Source organism: Mesorhizobium sp. L103C105A0, from assembly GCF_000502215.1.
GTDB lineage: Bacteria > Pseudomonadota > Alphaproteobacteria > Rhizobiales > Rhizobiaceae > Mesorhizobium.
On sequence record NZ_AYXF01000009.1, the window covers coordinates 86382 to 99834 of the forward strand.

The window sequence follows — 13453 nt, forward strand, 5'->3', positions numbered from 1 at the left end:
TGGCTATCATTGACGATTTCGCCAGTCGTCGACGTTTCGGAGCCGACAGGCGCGAATGCTGATCTCCCTCCTTGTGGGGAAGATGTCCGGCAGGAAGGAGGGGGGCGCCACAGAGCGCCTGCCAAGAAGATTATCTGGAGCGCGTCATGAACATTCTCGAACGCTATCACGCCATGGAATACGGCCCGGCGCCGGAAGCCCGCACCGAGGCCGATGCCTGGCTTGCCGGACGCGATTTCGGCAAGGCGCTGTTCATCGATGGCGGCTGGAAGGCGGCCGCCAGCGGCAAGACTTTCGAGACCAGCGAACCCTCCTCCGGCAAGCTGCTGGCCAAGATCTCCGATGCCGGCGCCGCCGATATCGACGCAGCCGTCGCCGCAGCCACCAAGGCCTTACCGAAATGGTCGGCATCCTCGGGCTACCAGCGCGCAAAAGTGCTTTACGCCATCGGCCGCGCGATGCAGCGTCATCAGCGCCTGTTCGCAGTGCTTGAGTCAATCGACAACGGCAAGCCGATCCGCGAAAGCCGCGACATCGACGTGCCGCTGGCCATCCGCCATTTCATCCATCATGCCGGCTGGGCACAGGCGCTGGACAAGGATTTCCCAGGCCACAAGGGTGTCGGCGTCGTCGGCCAGATCATCCCATGGAATTTCCCGCTGCTGATGCTGGCATGGAAGATTGCGCCGGCGCTCGCCGCCGGCTGCACGGTGGTGCTGAAGCCGGCCGAGTTCACGCCGCTCACCGCCATCCTGTTTGCCGAGATCTGCGAGCGTGCCGGCGTGCCCAAGGGCGTCGTCAACATCGTCCAGGGCGGGCCGGAAGCGGGCGTCGCCATCGTCAACCATCCCGGCATCCAGAAGATCGCCTTCACCGGCTCTTCGGAGGTCGGCAAGATCATCAGGAAAGCCACGGCTGGATCGGGCAAGAAGCTGTCATTGGAGCTTGGCGGCAAATCGGCCTTCATCGTCTTCGAGGACGCCGATCTCGACAGCGCCGTCGAAGGACTGGTCGACGGCATCTGGTTCAACCAGGGCCAGGTCTGCTGCGCCGGGTCACGGCTTCTGGTGCAGGAAGGCATTGCCGATGCCTTGATCGCCAAGGTCAAGGTCAGGATGAGCCGGCTTCGCGTCGGCAGCCCGCTCGACAAGAACACCGATGTCGGCCCGCTGGTCGACGCCACGCAGCTCGACCGCGTCAAGGGTCTGGTCGCCGAAGGCGCCAGGCAGGGCGCCGTCTGCTGGCAGCCCGATGCGGTGCTGCCGTCTTCCGGCTACTACCACCTGCCGACGCTCGCCACCGGTGTTTCGCCGGCAAACATACTGGCGCAGGAAGAGGTGTTCGGTCCGGTTCTGGCCACCATGACCTTCCGCAACACCGAGGAAGCGATCGAGCTTGCCAACAACACGCGCTATGGGCTGGCCGCCTCGGTGTGGAGCGAAAACATCAACCTCGCGCTGCATGTCGCTCCGCAATTGAAGGCCGGCGTCGTCTGGGTTAACGGCACCAACATGTTCGACGCCGCCTGCGGCTTCGGCGGCTATCGCGAAAGCGGCTTTGGCCGCGAGGGCGGGCGCGAGGGCATGTTCGAATATCTCTCGGCAAAACTGCCGCTCGGCCCGGTGATCAAGCCGACGGCGTCTTCGGCGCAGCCCGTCGAGCAATCGGATGGCGGCGCCATCGACCGCACGGCCAAGCTGTTCATTGGCGGCAAGCAGGTGCGTCCCGATGGAAATTACTCGGTTTATGTCGCCACTGCCAGGGGCAAGCTGGCCGGCGAAGTCGGTCTCGGCAGCCGCAAGGACATCCGCGACGCCGTTGCCGCCGCCCGCGCCTGCAAAGCGTGGCCGGAGGCGACCGCCTACAATCGCTCCCAGGTGCTATATTATCTCGCCGAAAATCTGTCCGGCCGTGCCGGCGAGTTTACCGCACGCTTGACCGAACTGACCGGCGCCAACGCCAAGGCCGCGCGGGAGGAAGTGGAACAATCGATCGAGCGCCTGTTCCTCTATGCCGGCCTTGCCGACAAGTATGAGGGCAGGGTGCATCAGCCACCGGCCCGCGCCGTCACGCTCGCTTTGCACGAGCCGGTCGGCGTCGTCGGCATCGTCGCCCCGGACAGCGCGCCGCTGCTCGGCTTGATCTCCCTGATCGCACCTGCGCTTGCCATGGGCAACACGGTAGTGGCCGTGCCGTCGGAAAAATACCCGCTGCTTGCCACCGATCTCTACCAGGTGATCGAATATTCCGACGTTCCGGCAGGCGCCATCAACATCGTCACCGGCCGCACGGCGGAGCTTGCCGGCGTGCTGGCCAAGCATGACGATGTCGACGGGCTCTGGCTGTTTGCCGATGCCGACACTTGCGCCAAGGCGGAGGCCGATTCCGTCGGCAATCTCAAGCGCGTCTGGACCGGCAACGGCAGCAGCCTCGACTGGGCGTCCGACGAGGCCGCCGGCGATGCCCTGCTGCGCCGCGCCGTCGAAGTGAAGAACGTCTGGGTGCCATACGGCGACTAATGCCGCCTGAAGCGCGCTGTGCTTGAGTGAACCATGGCAGCGTGACTCGTTGTCCGGTTGTCATACATGTTGTTGCATCAGAGCAAGCGATGTGCATTACATCAGCCGTCGCGAAGGTGATCGCGTTCGGGCTTGACGCTTGGACATGTGTTCTTTAACCAGAAAAAACATTTGTTATGGACTGATGGATTGTGCAGGGCCGCATAGTCGCGCCTGTCTGGCACGGGACGCCCCAGTCAGCCGGCAGTAAATCGGGCCGAGCAGTGGCCAAAGAGGGCGAGGAGAAACGCATGGCGGATCTGGCAGGCAAGGTCGTTGTCGTCACCGCGGCGGCACAAGGCATCGGCAGAGCGAGCGCATTGGCCTTCGCCAAGGCAGGTGCCATCGTGCACGCCACCGACATCAACGAGGCGCTGCTGGCCGAACTCGCCAAGACCTCCGGCATCAAGACCCGCAAGCTCGACGTTCTCAACGACGATGCGGTGGCATCCGGCTTCGCCGAAATCGGCCGCGTCGACGTGCTGTTCAACTGCGCCGGCTTCGTCCATTCCGGGTCCATCCTCGAGATGAAGGACGCCGATCTCGATTTCGCCTTCAACCTCAATGTCCGCGCCATGATCCGCACCATTCGGGCCGTACTGCCCGGCATGCTGGAGCGCGGCGATGGCTCGATCATCAACATGTCGTCCGTCGCCGGCGCCGGCAAGGGTGTGCCCAACCGCTTCGCCTACGGCGTCACCAAGGCGGCCGTGATCGGTCTCACCAAGGCGATTGCCGCGGACTATGTCGCCAAGGGCATTCGCTGCAACGCCATCTGCCCCGGCACCGTCGAGAGCCCGTCGCTACAGGACCGCATGCATGCGCAGGGCGATTACGAGGCGGCCCGCGCGGCCTTCATTGCCCGCCAGCCGATGGGCCGTCTCGGCACGCCCGAGGAAATCGCCGACCTTGCCGTCTACCTCGCCGGCGCCACGTACACCTCAGGCCAGGCCTATAATATCGACGGCGGCTGGTCGATCTGAGCAATAGCCTCGATCCGCAGGTCCAGGCTCGAACAGTTCTAAAGTCCGGCTTGCCCTAGGTCGGGTCCGATAGCCAGAGTCCACCCAGTCATCGCTTGGCGGAACGAGTTTTGAAAACGGCCTTGGGCCGCAATTTGGAGAGCAAGATGAAACTGCTGCGCTATGGCGAGATAGGGAGCGAACGCCCCGGCCTGCTCGATGCGGATGGAACGATCCGCGATCTTTCGGGTCATGTCACCGACATTGCCGGCAAGGCGCTCGATCCGGCGTCGCTCGAGACATTGTCGAAGCTCGATCCGAACTCGCTGCCAGCGGTTTCCGGCAAGCCGCGCCTCGGCGCCTGCGTCGCCGGCACGGGCAAGTTCATCTGCATCGGCCTGAATTATTCCGACCATGCCGCCGAAACCGGCGCCACCGTGCCGCCGGAGCCGATCATCTTCATGAAGGCAAGCTCGGCCATTGTCGGTCCCGACGATGACGTGCTGATCCCGCGCGGTTCGGAAAAGACCGACTGGGAGGTTGAACTCGCCGTGGTCATCGGCAGAAAAGCCAAATATGTCAGCGAAGCCGAGGCGCTGGATTATGTCGCCGGCTATGCCGTTGCCCATGACGTGTCCGAGCGAGCCTTCCAGGCCGAGCGCCAGGGCCAGTGGACCAAGGGCAAGAGCTGCGACACGTTCGGTCCGACCGGGCCGTGGCTTGTCACCAAGGACGAGGTTGCCGATCCGCAGAACCTCAAAATGTGGCTGACGGTCAACGGCAAGACGATGCAGAACGGCTCGACCAGGACCATGGTCTACGGCGTCGCCTATCTCGTTTCCTATCTCAGCCAGTTCATGTCGCTGCATCCTGGCGACATCATCTCCACCGGCACCCCGCCCGGCGTTGGGCTGGGCATGAAGCCGCCGGTGTTCTTGAAGGCTGGCGATGTGGTGGAACTGGGCATCGAGGGGCTCGGCCAGCAGAAGCAGACCTTCAAGGCGGATGTTTAGCCATCTCTTCTCTTGAGCGTTTCACCGTTTGGCGGCGAAACGCTCAATCTCTTTGTTTCCCCGGCGGCTGGCGCCTCTTGTCAGCGCCAGCCGAGAGCCGGCGCGACGTGCTTCAGGATCGCCTCGATGACGTGGGCGTTGTACTCGACGCCGAGCTGGTTGGGGACGGTCAGAAGCAGCGTGTCGGCCTCGGCGATCGCTTCGTCCTCTTTCAGCTGATCGATCAGCACATCGGGCTCCGCGGCATAGGAGCGGCCGAAGACGGCAAGCTTCTCAGGCTCGATATAGCCGAAATGATCTTCGCTGCTGCCGCCGCCGAAATAGGCGCGGTCGCGGTCGTTCACTAGCGCAAAGATGCTGCGGCTGACCGACACGCGCGGCTCGCGCGCATGGCCGGCCTCCTTCCACGCCGCGCGATAAGCGCGGATCTGTTCGGCCTGCTGGATGTGGAGCGGCTGGCCGCTCTCATCGAACTTCAGCGTTGAACTTTGCAGGTTCATGCCGAGCTTGCCCGCCCATTCGGCGGTGGCGTTGGTAGCGGCGCCCCACCAGATCCGGTCGCGCAGGCCGGCCGAGAACGGCTCGAGCCGCAGCATTCCCGGAGGATTGGGGAACATCGGCCGCGGATTGGGTTGCGCGAAACCTTCGCCGCGCAGCACGTCCAGGAACACCTCGGCATGGTTGCGCGCCATGTCGGCATCGCTTTTGCCGTCCTGCGGCACGTAGCCGAAGTAGCGCCAGCCGTCGATCACCTGCTCCGGCGAACCGCGGCTGATGCCAAGCTGCAGCCGGCCACCGGCGATCAGGTCGGCAGCACCCGCATCCTCGGCCATATACAGCGGATTCTCATAGCGCATGTCGATGACGGCGGTGCCGATCTCGATGCGGCTGGTGCGGGCGCCGACCGCGGCCAGAAGCGGAAATGGCGAAGCGAGCTGGCGGGCAAAATGATGGACGCGGAAATAGGCGCCGTCCGCGCCCAGCTCCTCGGCGGCGACGGCCAGGTCGATCGACTGCAGCAGCGCGTCGGAAGCCGAGCGCGTCTGCGATTGCGACGAGGGCGACCAATGGCCGAAAGAAAGAAGGCCGATCTTCTTCATGCGCGCATCCTGTTCTTTGATTCCAGTTGCCTACTTCGTCGCCCACGCGATCGGGTTCAATCGACACTCACACAACGCAGTGTCAATGCCGCCGGCCCTTGACGGTTTCGCGACGATACCCATCGGTGCGCAAAGGACCAAGGCCATGGTCCCCGGCGATGCCTTGCGCGACCGCGTCAGCATCTGCCGCGGCGCTTTTGGGGCCAAATGAACCAACCAAAGGCGATGTACCGCAAACTCCATTCGCTTCAGAGCCCGGTTTTGAAATCTTCTCGCTCATTTAATTCTACAAAATCGGTAGGCTTAATGCGGATAGTGCGTTTGCGAGAAGGAGCCTCGGATGTCAAAAAAGCTGGTGGTGGGGTTGTCCGGCAACCTGACCCGTCCGTCCAAGACGAAGGCATTCGTCAGCCACATCGCCGGTGAGGTGGCGAGCCGGGCCGGCTCGGCTTTGAGCGTTTTCGACATCGAGGATCTCGGCCCGTCCTTTGCGCCTGCAAGACAGCTTGGCGATCTCGATCCGGCGGCGCGCGGTATTATCGAGCAGCTGCTCGGCGCCGACGTGCTGGTGGTCGGCTCCCCGACCTTCAAGGGCAGCTACACCGGGCTGTTCAAGCACTTCTTCGACCTGCTCGACCCGTCGTCGCTGCGCGGCAAGCCGATCATCCTGGCGGCAACAGGCGGCGGCGAGCGTCATTCGCTTGTCGTCGAACACCAGTTGCGGCCGTTGTTCGGCTTCTTCGAGGCGCAGACCCTGCCGACCGCGATCTACGCCTCGGACAAGGACTTTGCAGATGGCGTGCTGGTGTCAGAGGCAGTCAAGGCGCGAGCCCGGCAGGCGGTCGCCGAAGCATGCCGGGTGGCCGGCGTGCCCTACAGCGTCGTCCTTGCCGCCTGAAACCACGATCCGCGACGCAATATTCCATCCCGCATAGACCAGAAGGACGCCTGCAATGACTCGAGCCAGCAAGTCCGATAGCAGGCCGCGGCAGATCAAGCTCGGCGCTTTCCTGCCCGGCGGCGGGCAGCATATCGCCGCCTGGCGTCATCCCGATGCGCCGGCCGACGGCGCCACCAATTTCGAGTTCCACAAGCAACTGGCGCTGACCGCCGAGCGCGGCCTGTTCGACGCCTATTTCCTGGCCGACAACCTGACCGTCGGCCTCGGCGCCCGCGAGGGCGGCAACGCCAAGATCGCCGGCTTCGAGCCGGTGACGCTGTTTGCGGCGCTGGCGCCGCTGACGACGCATCTCGGCTTCATCGCAACGGCGTCCACCACTTATGAGGAGCCTTACACGCTGGCGCGCAAATTCGCTTCGCTCGACCTGTTGTCGAACGGCCGCGCCGGCTGGAACGTGGTGACCTCGGCCGGCGACGAAACGGCACGCAATTTCAACCGCGACGTCCAGCCCAGCCATGCCGAGCGCTATGCCAGGGCGCATGAGCATGTCGAGACGGTCAAGGCGCTGTGGGACAGCTGGGAGGATGACGCCTTCATCCGCGACAAGCAGTCGGGCCGTTTCTACGACAAGGACAGATTGCACGACATCGACCACAAGGGCGAGCATTTCAACGTCAAGGGTCCGCTCAACGTGCCGCGCCCGGTGCAAGGACATCCGGTTGTCGTACAAGCGGGGCAGTCGGAAGACGGCCGTGGGCTTGCCGCGCACTCGGCCGAGGTCATCTTCACCGCCCATCAGAAGCTCGAGACGGCGCAGGAATTCTACCGCGACATCAAGGCGCGCGTGGCTGAAGTCGGCCGCGATCCCGACCAGGTGCTGATCATGCCGGGCGTCGCGCCCTTCGTCGGCCGCACCGAGGACGAGGCCCGTGCCAAATACCAACAGCTTAACGACCTTATCCTGCCCGAGGACGGTGTCGCCCTGCTCAACGGGCTGGCCGGCCAGACGCTCGACATCAGGGGCTATCCGCTCGACGGCCCGTTGCCGCCGAGCAAGGAAACCGAAGGCATGAAAAGCCGCCAGGCGCTGATCCGGCAGATTGCCGACGAGCACAATTTCAGCATCCGCCAGCTTTACCAATGGGTAGCGACGGCGCGCGGCCACTACACCATCGTCGGCAGCGTCACGCAGGTCGCCGATCAGCTGGAGGAATGGTTCACCAGCGAGGCGGCCGACGGCTTCAACATCCTGCCGCCCTGGCTGCCCGGCGCGCTCGACGATTTCGTCGACCTGGTCATTCCCGAGCTGCAGCGGCGCGGCCTGTTCCGCACGGCTTACGAAGGCCGCACGCTGCGCGAGAATCTCGGCCTCAGGCGCCCGGAAAATCCATGGACCGTCGCCCGCTCGACCGTCCTTGCCGCCGAATGACCTTGGCATCGAAGGGGTGAAGCAATGACGCTGCAGCACATCGATCGGCAGATCACGGTTCGCCGCAGTGGTGGCGAAACTGGGCTCGGCACCGACTTCCTGAACCTCGGCAGCAAGGCGGCTGTTCGCTTCCTGAAGCGCTACGGCGTGCTTGCCGGCTTCCTGGCGCTCTGGCAGGTGGCGAGCAGCGTCGGCTGGGTCAACGCGGCGGTGCTGCCGCCGATCGACATGATCGTCGTCGCACTCTGGAAGGGGCTTGCCGGCGGCAGCCTGCTCGGCGACATCGCCATCAGCCTGCAACGCGCCGGCATCGCCTTTGCGGCGGCTGTAGCCGTTGCCATTCCGCTCGGCCTGTTCATGGGCCAGGTGCGCCCGGTCGAAACCGCGCTCGATCCGATCCTGCAGGTGTTCCGGCAGACCTCTGCACTGGCGCTCTACCCGGTGTTCATCCTGCTCTTGGGACTTGGCGAGACCTCGAAGATCTTCGTCATCTTCTGGGCGACGCTGTTTCCGCTGCTGCTCAATACCACCAGCGGCGTCAAGGAAGTCGATCCCAAGCTGCTTGAAATGGCGCGCGTCTATGGTGCGAGCCGGCTCACCGTGTTTCGCCGCGTCGTACTGCCGGGCGCCGTGCCGTCGATCTTCGTCGGCTTGCGGCTGAGCGCCACCACCGCGCTGCTGCTGCTGATCGCGTCCGAGATGATCGGTGCCAACAAGGGCATCGGCTTCCAGGTGATGAACGCGCAGTACAATTTCCAGATCCCGCTGATGTTTGCGGCAATCGTCATCCTCGCCGGGCTTGGCCTGATCGCCAACCAGGCATTGGTCACCCTGCAGCGGCGGCTCTGTCGCTGGAGCAATCCTGTCAACTGAGCAGTCCGCCCCTCACCGTTTACCTCCAGGAAGGACCCGATCATGAAAATCACCCGCCGTTCGCTGCTTGCCGGCGCGCCGCTTGCCGCCGGCCTCATCGCCGCCGGCCTGCCGCGCATGGCCTTTGCGCAAGCCGCAGCCGTCAAGTTCCGCTACCTCGCCAGCCGTGGCAGCATCTCCCCGCACGAGCTGGCCGACGAGCTTGGCTACTTCAAAGGGCTCGGCGTCGAGCTGGAGAATGTCGGCTATTCCTCGGGTGGACCGGAATCGCTGTTTGCGCTGTCTTCCGGCAGCGTCGACATCGGCTCGGCCGCCACCGCGGCGGTGATCAACTCAATCTCGGGCGGCAACGACTTCGTCGCGGCGTATCCGAGCAACGGCATCAACAAGGATGTGAAGAGCGTCTTCTACGTGCTGGAAGACAGCCCGATCAAATCGATCGCCGACATTGCCGGCAAGACCATCTCGGTCAACACGCTCGGCGCTCATCTCGACTATACGGTGCGTGAGGCCCTGCACAGCGTCGGCCTGCCGCCGACCGCCGCCAACCTCATTGTCGTGCCCGGCCCGCAGCTTGAGCAGACGCTGCGCTCGCGCCAGGTCGACATTGCCGGCCTCGGCTACTGGCAGGCGACCTTTGCCGGCGCGCTGGTCGCCAATGGCGGCGTGCGCGGCGTGTTCGACGACACGCAGGTGCTCGGCGAGCTCGCCGGCGGCTTCGTCGTACTCAGGCGCGACTTCATTGCCGCCAACCCGGATGCGGCGCGCAACTTCGTCGAACAGTCGGCGCGCGCCTCGGACTGGTCGCGCCAGAACCCGGACGAAGCCCGCAAGGTGCTGGCCACTATCCTCGACAAGCGCGGTGAAAACGGCGATCTCGCCCGCTACTGGACCGGCTTTGGTCTGCGCGAAGGTGCGCAGGCGACCGACCGCGACATCGACTTCTGGGTCGCCGTGCTGGAGCGCGACGGCCGTCTGGCCAAGGGCAAGCTGAAAGCCGCCGACATTCTGTACCGGCCCGGCGAAACCAAGATCAACTGAGCTCTGAAATAGCTGAGAGATGAGATGACCGGTTCCAACCGCGGCGGGGAGGTCTCGATCCGCGACCTGTCCAAATCCTTCAGCCTCGGCGGGCGCCAGCTTGCCGTGCTGCGGACGCTCAACCTCGACATTCGTTCGGGGGAATGCCTGGTCATTGTCGGCGCCAGCGGCTCCGGCAAGACCACGCTGCTGCGTATTCTGGCCGGGCTGGAGGCGGCCGACAGCGGCGGTGTCGCGATCGACGGCCAGCCGGTGCATGGCGTCGGCGCCGAGCGTGCCGTGATCTTCCAGGAGCCGCGGCTGCTGCCGTGGCTGAGCGTGCTCGGCAATGTCGCGTTCGGCCTCGAAGTGCGCGGTGTTCCCAAGAGGCAGGCCGAGGAACGCGCCCGCTTCTACGTCGCCCTGGTCGGCCTTGCCGAATTCGCCGATGCTTTTCCGAGCCAGCTTTCCGGCGGCATGGCGCAGCGCGTCGGCATCGCCCGGGCGCTCACCGTGCAGCCCGAGATCCTTCTGCTCGACGAGCCGCTGGGGGCGCTGGACGCCATGACCAAGATCGGCATGCAGGAGGAACTGGCGCGCATCTGGAGCGAGGAGAACGTCACCATGGTGATGGTCACCCACGATCTGGAGGAGGCGATCTATCTTGCCGACCGGGTGCTGATCCTGCCCAAGGAGAAAGGCGGCGCGGCGCGGTTGATCGACATCGACCTGCCACGCCCGCGCGAGCGCAGCGAGAGCCGCTTCGTGCGCTATCGCGAAGAACTGCTGCGCGAATTCGGCCTGCACTGATCGGGGAAGGGGCCAGCCGTGGCTCCCCCGGAAGATTAGCTCTCGCAATTATTGCTTGGTGAACGTGCCCGTATAGGTTCGGTCGGCAAGCCCATAGGTGACGGCCAGCGTTCCGTCCGCCTGAATGACCGCGCTGACGTCCGCGCCATTGGGAAGGCGCCGCAGTTTCAACGTGTTGCCGAAAATCTTGCCTTCGCCGTCGGCCACGCCCGGTTTGTTGTCGGCGACATCGCCCCAGGCATAGGTGGCGGTGACATTGCCGCCGCGCGTAATCGTCAGCACGGCGAGCTTGCCGTCATACATCCCGTCCAGCTGTCCGCCCCATATGCCGGAAAACGCGACATACTTGGCCGGGACGCCTTCGCCGGGCGGCATAACCCGCACGGATGGATCGAGGACCGCCGCACCATCAGGAGCAGAGATCGCGGCAGGCGCCATGGGCTGAGGTGCGGGCGTTGGCGGCGGCGATGATGGTTCAGGCGCCGACTGGCAGGCGACAAGCACGAATGCCGCGAAACCGAGCGTCGGAAAAAGACTGTTTGGTGGAGCCAATCGGGATCGAACCGACGACCTCTTGAATGCCATTCAAGCGCTCTCCCAACTGAGCTATGGCCCCACTCCGGCAGTCAGCCGTCGCCGTTGCCGGCGAGAGGTCCGGCGCGGGTTTCAGGACCGCGCCGTTTAGTGCAGGCGGCTTCTAACCCCGCCTTCCCTGAAGATCAAGCCTTCGAGGGCCGCTTTTTCGTCATAGCCCGTCAACGCCGCTAAATGCATGCGTTCGAAGCGTTCCTAGACTTCGTCGTCGTCGTCGCCGACGCCGATCATGTCGGCGACGTCGTCGTCTTCTTCCTCTTCGTCGGCAAGGAAAGTATCGTCCTCATCGTCGCCTAGATCGACATCGTCCTCGTCGTCGCCCAGGTCGGGAAGCTCGTCGCCGGCCTTGACGTCTTCGTCGGCCTCTTCAAGCGAGACGACTTCAACGCCTTCTTCTTCCTCGGCGTCCACTTCCTTCTCGGCCACTTCCTCTTCCTCTTCGAGGGCGGCGATCTTGCCGTCCTCGAAATAGGAACGCGGATACGTCTTGCCCGTATAGGGCGAGACGATAGGGTCCTTGTTCAGGTCGTAGAATTTTCGGCCCGTTTCAGGGTCGACACGCTTTGTGCCAAGTTCGTTTTTTGCCACGTCAAGCCTCGTCAGTAAAAGAGTGGTCCCCTTAACCACAGTTTACCGCGCTGTCAAAGCGAAAAGCCGGCGTCACAAAACCAAGCACTGAAAGGCCTCGCGCCAAGCGACGACCATGGGGATGACCATTCGTGCCCGCCGTGATACGAGACCGCCGCAACAAATGAAAAGCGCCGGCGCGCCGGCATTCCGTCCAGGGAAATTCCATGTCTCACGCCGCCGCTGCCAAGCCGGCCACCGCCCGCAAATCATCCGCCCTTTCCGGCACCGCTCGCGTGCCGGGCGACAAGTCGATTTCGCACCGTTCCATGATGTTCGGCGGCCTTGCCTCCGGCGAAACCCGCGTCACCGGCCTGCTCGAAGGCGAGGATGTGATGCGCACGGCGGCCGCCATGAAGGCGATGGGCGCGCATATCGAGAAGCGCGGCGCCGAGTGGGTGATCCGCGGCACCGGCAATGGCGCGCTGCTGCAGCCGGAAGGCCCGCTCGATTTCGGCAATGCCGGTACCGGCTCCCGCCTCACAATGGGCCTCGTCGGCACTTACGACATGGAAACGACCTTCATCGGCGACGCATCGCTGTCGGGACGGCCGATGGGCCGCGTGCTCGAACCCTTGCGCCAGATGGGCGTGCAGGTGCTGAAGGCGACGCCGGGCGACCGCATGCCGATCACGCTGCATGGGCCGAAACACGCCGCACCCATTACCTACCGCGTGCCGATGGCCTCGGCGCAGGTGAAGTCGGCCGTGCTGCTGGCAGGCCTCAACACGCCCGGCATCACCACCGTGATCGAACCGGTGATGACGCGCGATCATACCGAAAAGATGCTTAGGGGATTTGGCGCCAATCTCTCGGTCGAGACCGACGAGCGCGGCGTGCGCCACATCTTCATCGAGGGCCAGGGCAAATTGACGGGGCAGACCATCGCCGTGCCCGGCGACCCCTCCTCGGCCGGCTTCCCGCTGGTCGCGGCACTGATCGTGCCGGGTTCGGACATCGTCATCGAGAACGTGCTGATGAACCCCACCCGCACCGGCCTGCTTCTAACGTTGCAGGAAATGGGCGGCCAGATCGACATCTTGAACCCGCGCAATGCCGGCGGCGAGGATGTTGCCGATCTGCGCGTGCGCTACTCCGAGCTCAAGGGCGTCACCGTGCCGCCCGAGCGGGCCCCGTCGATGATCGACGAATATCCGGTGCTGGCGGTTGCCGCAAGCTTCGCCGAGGGCGAGACGTTGATGCAGGGGCTGGAAGAGCTGCGGGTGAAGGAATCCGACCGACTGGCAGCGGTTGCCAATGGGCTGAAGCTCAACGGCGTCGACTGCGCCGAAGGCGAAGCTTCGCTCGCGGTGCGCGGAAAGCCCGGCGGCAAGGGGCTGGGCGGCCATCCCAATGGCCAGGACACGACGGTGCAGACGCATCTCGACCATCGTATCGCCATGAGCTTCCTGGTAATGGGGCTGGCAACGGAAAAGCCGGTGACCATCGACGACGCCGCCATGATCGCGACGAGTTTCCCGGAGTTCATGGGTCTGATGACGGGGCTCGGTGCGGAGATCGGGTAGGTTGATGCCAAGCGCAAAGCAAGCAGAGATGTCGGCGGGA

The 13453-nt window shown here is 64.4% G+C and carries 13 protein-coding genes and 1 tRNA gene; 9 read left to right on the plus strand and 5 right to left on the minus strand.

Annotated elements, in window-relative coordinates; translation table 11 throughout:
• Positions 1–146: 146 nt before the first annotated feature.
• The 3 genes from X727_RS142785 to X727_RS142775 all read left to right on the plus strand — a co-directional run bounded on the left by X727_RS142785 (position 147) and on the right by X727_RS142775 (position 4533).
• Positions 147–2519, plus strand: a complete 2373-nt coding sequence (locus X727_RS142785; RefSeq protein ID WP_023732652.1) for an aldehyde dehydrogenase family protein — start codon at positions 147–149, stop codon at positions 2517–2519.
• Positions 2520–2809: 290 nt separating this feature from the next.
• Positions 2810–3541: an SDR family oxidoreductase gene (locus tag X727_RS142780; protein WP_023671303.1), complete on the plus strand. Its 732-nt coding sequence runs from the start codon at positions 2810–2812 to the stop codon at positions 3539–3541.
• A 146-nt stretch (positions 3542–3687) separates the two neighbouring features.
• Entirely contained in the window at positions 3688–4533 is an 846-nt protein-coding gene (locus tag X727_RS142775; protein ID WP_023671304.1) for a fumarylacetoacetate hydrolase family protein, read from the plus strand.
• An 80-nt stretch (positions 4534–4613) separates the two neighbouring features.
• Here the strand turns inward: X727_RS142775 and X727_RS142770 are convergent, their stop codons facing one another.
• Positions 4614–5633: an LLM class flavin-dependent oxidoreductase gene (locus tag X727_RS142770; RefSeq protein WP_023671305.1), complete on the minus strand. Its 1020-nt coding sequence runs from the start codon at positions 5631–5633 to the stop codon at positions 4614–4616.
• Between the two features lie 82 nt (positions 5634–5715).
• Positions 5716–5913: a hypothetical protein gene (locus X727_RS1000000168065; protein ID WP_155923605.1), complete on the minus strand. Its 198-nt coding sequence runs from the start codon at positions 5911–5913 to the stop codon at positions 5716–5718.
• A gap of 60 nt (positions 5914–5973) precedes the next feature.
• On the opposite strand from X727_RS1000000168065, the gene msuE reads away from it, so the two are divergent.
• From msuE to X727_RS142745, 5 genes are read left to right on the plus strand one after another with little or no spacing between them, the layout of a single operon-like run.
• Positions 5974–6531 carry an FMN reductase gene (msuE, locus tag X727_RS142765; protein ID WP_023683545.1) on the plus strand — a complete coding sequence of 186 codons (558 nt, stop codon included), beginning with the start codon at positions 5974–5976 and terminating at the stop codon, positions 6529–6531.
• Positions 6532–6586: 55 nt separating this feature from the next.
• The gene (locus X727_RS142760) at positions 6587–7963 is read left to right on the plus strand and encodes an LLM class flavin-dependent oxidoreductase (RefSeq protein WP_023834787.1); all 1377 of its coding nucleotides are present in this window, start codon (positions 6587–6589) and stop codon (positions 7961–7963) included.
• Positions 7964–7987: 24 nt separating this feature from the next.
• Positions 7988–8836 (plus strand): ABC transporter permease, encoded by an 849-nt coding sequence (locus tag X727_RS142755; RefSeq protein ID WP_023711343.1) that lies wholly within the window; start codon positions 7988–7990, stop codon positions 8834–8836.
• Between the two features lie 42 nt (positions 8837–8878).
• Positions 8879–9877 (plus strand): ABC transporter substrate-binding protein, encoded by a 999-nt coding sequence (locus tag X727_RS142750; protein WP_023732650.1) that lies wholly within the window; start codon positions 8879–8881, stop codon positions 9875–9877.
• A gap of 24 nt (positions 9878–9901) precedes the next feature.
• On the plus strand, positions 9902–10666 hold the full coding sequence (locus X727_RS142745) for an ABC transporter ATP-binding protein (protein WP_023683542.1): 765 nt from the start codon (positions 9902–9904) through the stop codon (positions 10664–10666).
• A gap of 48 nt (positions 10667–10714) precedes the next feature.
• Here the strand turns inward: X727_RS142745 and X727_RS0134400 are convergent, their stop codons facing one another.
• The 3 genes from X727_RS0134400 to X727_RS142735 all read right to left on the minus strand — a co-directional run bounded on the left by X727_RS0134400 (position 10715) and on the right by X727_RS142735 (position 11848).
• Positions 10715–11050, minus strand: coding sequence for a hypothetical protein (locus X727_RS0134400; protein WP_245259937.1), 336 nt, complete (start codon positions 11048–11050; stop codon positions 10715–10717).
• 156 nt (positions 11051–11206) lie between these two features.
• Positions 11207–11282 (minus strand) — tRNA-Ala (locus X727_RS142740).
• A gap of 173 nt (positions 11283–11455) precedes the next feature.
• Positions 11456–11848 (minus strand): TIGR02300 family protein, encoded by a 393-nt coding sequence (locus X727_RS142735; RefSeq protein ID WP_023683538.1) that lies wholly within the window; start codon positions 11846–11848, stop codon positions 11456–11458.
• Between the two features lie 206 nt (positions 11849–12054).
• On the opposite strand from X727_RS142735, the gene aroA reads away from it, so the two are divergent.
• Positions 12055–13413: a 3-phosphoshikimate 1-carboxyvinyltransferase gene (gene aroA, locus X727_RS142730; RefSeq protein ID WP_023671314.1), complete on the plus strand. Its 1359-nt coding sequence runs from the start codon at positions 12055–12057 to the stop codon at positions 13411–13413.
• The last annotated feature ends 40 nt before the right edge of the window (positions 13414–13453 follow it).